This window comes from Micromonospora sp. HK10, assembly GCF_000982955.1.
Lineage (GTDB): Bacteria > Actinomycetota > Actinomycetes > Mycobacteriales > Micromonosporaceae > Micromonospora.
In genome coordinates, this window is the sequence record NZ_KQ058891.1 from 1 (window position 1) to 3309 (window position 3309).

Sequence of the window (3309 nt, forward strand, 5' to 3'; positions counted from 1 at the left end):
CGGCCGGGTGCGCGGCCGGCCACCCGGGCTCGCCGATTCGGTGCGGTGGACCGGGTAGGCCGGCCGCCGGACGGGTATCCGTGCCCGGACCACGACAGGACCCGCCCAAGAGCCACCGCACGGGGGAGTGCAGCGCACATGGGCATTGGCAGCGCCATCTTTCTCATCGCGCTCGGCGCGATCATGACCTTCGCCATCCGGGCCAACGTCTGGTGGATCGACCTGCGCGCGGTCGGCTGGGTGTTCATCCTGGCCGGGCTGGGCGTCCTGCTCACCACGCTCTGGTTCTGGCAGGACCGGCGCAAGCGGGCGCGCACGCTCATCGTGGAGGAGAACCGGCTTTCCCACCCGACCGCGATGATGCCGCCGCCGCCCGACCCGCCGCCGCCCACCGCGCCGCCGTCCTGACCGGCGCCCCGCCTCTCGATCGCCTCCCAGGCGATCCCGGCGACCCGGCGGAACCCAGCCGGTTTGCGGCGGCCGGTGGCTTTCCGGCAGCCCGCAGCACCAATCTGCGGCAGGTGGTGGCTTTCCGGCAGGCCGTAGCACCGATCTGCCGCAATCGAGGGCTGATCACCTGCCCGGCGCAACCGGCCGGCGGCTCAGCCGCGGGCGGTGGCTTTCCGGCAGCGCGTAGCGCCAATCTGCGGCAGGTGGTGGCTTCCCAGCAGGCCGTAGCACCGATCTGCCGCAACCGGGGGCCGAGCACCTGCCCGGCCGGGCGGGTCAGCCGCGGGCGGTGTGGCGGGCGGTGATCGGGGCGACGCCGCCGGTCAACCCCGCCCACGGGGTGGTCGGGCGGTGTACCGCCAGATCGGTGGTCCGCAGCCCCTCGGGATCCGCACGGGCCGGGTCGAGCAGGGCCGACAGCAGCGAGATCCCGGGATTGTGGGCGACCAGCAGCACCGTGCCGATGTCCGCCGGCACTGAGCGCACCAGCTCGAGCAGGGCCTCCGGCCGGGCGTCGTACGCGGCCGGCTCGTAGCGCACGGTGGGCAGCGGTCCGGCCGGTCCCCCCTCGTCCGGGGACCCCGTCATGCCCAGCTCCACCCCGTGCCAGGTCTGCCGGGTGCGCAGCGCCGGGGAGCAGAGCACCAGGTCGGGAAGGAGCGCGTGCCGGGCCAGCCAGGCACCGGCTGCGGACGCGTCGGCGTGTCCGCGTACGGTCAGCGGGCGCTCCATGTCCGGCCTGTCCTGATTCTGTTCGGCCTTGGCGTGCCGGAGGAGCAGCAGTGTGCGCGCCTCGATCCTGCCGTCCGTCATGTGCCCAGCTTGCCTGATTGGCGATCTGCGTGCCTGGGTAAGTCGATGGATGCCGCTACCTCATCCATGGCCGCGGCGGGTAGGAAACGCCAGCAGGACGCCAAGGAGGCGACGTCATGGGCATCGGTGCCAGCATCTTCCTGATCGCGGTCGGCGCGATCTTCGCGTTCGCCATCAACGCCAACCTCGGGTGGCTCGACCTGAACGTCGTGGGTTGGGTGCTCATGCTCGTCGGACTGGTGGGCCTGATCCTCACCATGTACTTCTGGAGCAGCCGCCGCCGCGCGGTGGTCGCGCCGGTCCGCGAGCGCGTCGTGGCCGAGCCGGCCGTGCCGGTCCAGGACGACCGGGTGGTGCGCGAGGAGTACCGCGAGGTGCGCCGCCCGGGTTACCCGGCCTGACAGATTTCCGCAGACATCGAGGGCCCCGCAACGGCGCGGGGCCCTCGCTCCGCGTCGTCAGGCGCTCCACAACGGGGAAATCCTCAAGGCATCGGCGCCACGCGGTACCCGTCGGGCGCCGCGGCCCGCCGCAGCCGCTACCCGGACGCCGGCCGGGTCAGGCGAAGAGCGCGAAGTAGATCGCCACGTGGTGGCAGATCGCCGCGAGCAGGGTGCAGGCGTGGAAGAACTCGTGGTGGCCGAACACGGTCGGCCACGGGTTCGGCCGGCGCAGCGCGTAGAAGATCGCGCCCACGCTGTAGATCGCGCCGCCGACGCTCAGCAGCACCAGCGCGGTGACCCCGCCGGCGTGCAGGATCTGCGGCAGCATCGCCACCGCGACCCAGCCGAGGGCCAGGTAGAGCGGCGCCGACACCCAGCGGGGGGCGTGCGGCCAGACCTGTTTGAGCCCCACTCCGGCCACCGCGCCGCCCCACACCAGGCCGAGCATGATCGCGGCGGGCCGGGGTGCCAGCAGCAGGGCGCAGAACGGGGTGTACGTACCGGCGATGAACACGAAGATCATCGAATGGTCCAGCCGGCGCATCACCTGGTAGCCGCGTTCGGACCAGACCCGGCGGTGGTAGAGCGCGCTGGTGCCGAAGAGGCCGCACACGGTGAGGCTGTAGATGAGGCAGCTGACCAGCGGCGCCCAGCCGGGGCGGGTGGCCGCTACCGCGCAGAGCACGATGCCGCAGACGAGGGCGGCGAAGAACGCGTACGTGTGGAGCCAGCCCCGCATGCGGGGCTTACCGATGTCGACCGGCTTGAGTCGAAGCGGTGCGGAGGTGGTCACGGCATAAGGTTACGGCAGCGTAGGTTACTTGTAAGTAGTGGCGTGCACCACGCGCCTCCCGGAGGATGGCGGGATGCGGATCCGTCCCGTCGGCGCGCACGCCCTGCTGCTGGACTGCGACGACCCGGCCCAGGTCGAGGCGTGGCGCGCCGAGCTGTGGCGCCGCCGGGCCGCCGGTGACCTGGCCGCCGTCGAGATCGTCCCGGCGGCGGCGACCGTGCTGCTCGACGGCGTACCCGATCCTGGGGCGACCGCCGCGCGGATCGCCGGCTGGACCCCGGCCGACGGCGTCGCCGCCGGCGGCTCCGCCGAGGTCGAGGTGCCCACCGTGTACGACGGGACCGACCTGCCGGCCGTCGCCGCGCACTGGGGTGTCGAGGTGCCGGCCGTGGTGGACCGGCTGCGGCGGACCGAGTTCCGGGTGGCCTTCTGCGGCTTCGCACCCGGGTTCGCCTACCTGACCGGGCTGCCGGCGGAGCTGGCCGTGCCCCGGCTGGCCACCCCGCGTACCCGGGTGCCGGCCGGCTCGGTCGCGCTCGCCGGCCCGTACGCGGGCATCTACCCGGCCGCCTCGCCCGGCGGCTGGCTGCTGGTCGGGCGGACCGACCTGGTCCTCTTCGACCCGCACGCCGATCCGCCGGCGCGGCTCACCCCGGGCACCCGGGTCCGGCTGGTGGCGGCCCGGTGAGCGCCACGCTCGAGGTGTTGCGGGCCGGCGCCCTCACCACCGTGCAGGACCTCGGCCGGCCCGGATACGCCCATCTCGGCGTGCCCCGCTCGGGAGCGCTCGACCCGGCCGCGCTGCGGCTG

The 3309-nt window shown here is 73.7% G+C and carries 5 protein-coding genes and 1 pseudogene; 4 read left to right on the plus strand and 2 right to left on the minus strand.

Annotation, left to right across the window (positions count from 1 at the left end; translation table 11 throughout):
• Positions 1 to 138 precede the first annotated feature (138 nt).
• Positions 139 to 408 (plus strand): DUF6458 family protein, encoded by a 270-nt coding sequence (locus tag LQ51_RS28115; RefSeq protein WP_013283345.1) that lies wholly within the window; start codon positions 139 to 141, stop codon positions 406 to 408.
• Between the two features lie 318 nt (positions 409 to 726).
• On the opposite strand, the gene LQ51_RS28120 is transcribed toward LQ51_RS28115, so the two are convergent.
• On the minus strand, positions 727 to 1263 hold the full coding sequence (locus LQ51_RS28120) for a SixA phosphatase family protein (RefSeq protein WP_046570918.1): 537 nt from the start codon (positions 1261 to 1263) through the stop codon (positions 727 to 729).
• 116 nt (positions 1264 to 1379) lie between these two features.
• On the opposite strand from LQ51_RS28120, the gene LQ51_RS28125 reads away from it, so the two are divergent.
• Entirely contained in the window at positions 1380 to 1664 is a 285-nt protein-coding gene (locus tag LQ51_RS28125) for a DUF6458 family protein (RefSeq protein ID WP_046570922.1), read from the plus strand.
• 157 nt (positions 1665 to 1821) lie between these two features.
• Here LQ51_RS28125 and LQ51_RS28130 read toward each other — a convergent pair whose 3' ends face one another.
• Positions 1822 to 2499 carry a PAQR family membrane homeostasis protein TrhA gene (locus tag LQ51_RS28130; RefSeq protein WP_046570924.1) on the minus strand — a complete coding sequence of 226 codons (678 nt, stop codon included), beginning with the start codon at positions 2497 to 2499 and terminating at the stop codon, positions 1822 to 1824.
• Positions 2500 to 2572: 73 nt separating this feature from the next.
• Here LQ51_RS28130 and LQ51_RS28135 point away from each other — a divergent pair, with 73 nt between their 5' ends.
• Both LQ51_RS28135 and LQ51_RS34670 read left to right on the plus strand, forming a co-directional pair.
• Positions 2573 to 3187: a 5-oxoprolinase subunit B family protein gene (locus tag LQ51_RS28135; RefSeq protein WP_046570926.1), complete on the plus strand. Its 615-nt coding sequence runs from the start codon at positions 2573 to 2575 to the stop codon at positions 3185 to 3187.
• Positions 3082 to 3309: pseudogene (locus tag LQ51_RS34670) on the plus strand (allophanate hydrolase subunit 2 family protein); the annotation flags it as partial. The gene LQ51_RS28135 and the pseudogene LQ51_RS34670, both read left to right, overlap by 106 nt.

What these genes read in the sequence shown, in the direction of transcription:
- LQ51_RS28115 (WP_013283345.1), top strand. Translation starts at nt 139, where the DNA reads ATGGGCATTGGCAGCGCCATCTTTCTCATCGCGCTCGGCGCGATCATG.
- LQ51_RS28120 (WP_046570918.1), bottom strand. Translation starts at nt 1,263, where the DNA reads ATGACGGACGGCAGGATCGAGGCGCGCACACTGCTGCTCCTCCGGCAC.
- LQ51_RS28125 (WP_046570922.1), top strand. Translation starts at nt 1,380, where the DNA reads ATGGGCATCGGTGCCAGCATCTTCCTGATCGCGGTCGGCGCGATCTTC.
- LQ51_RS28135 (WP_046570926.1), top strand. Translation starts at nt 2,573, where the DNA reads ATGCGGATCCGTCCCGTCGGCGCGCACGCCCTGCTGCTGGACTGCGAC.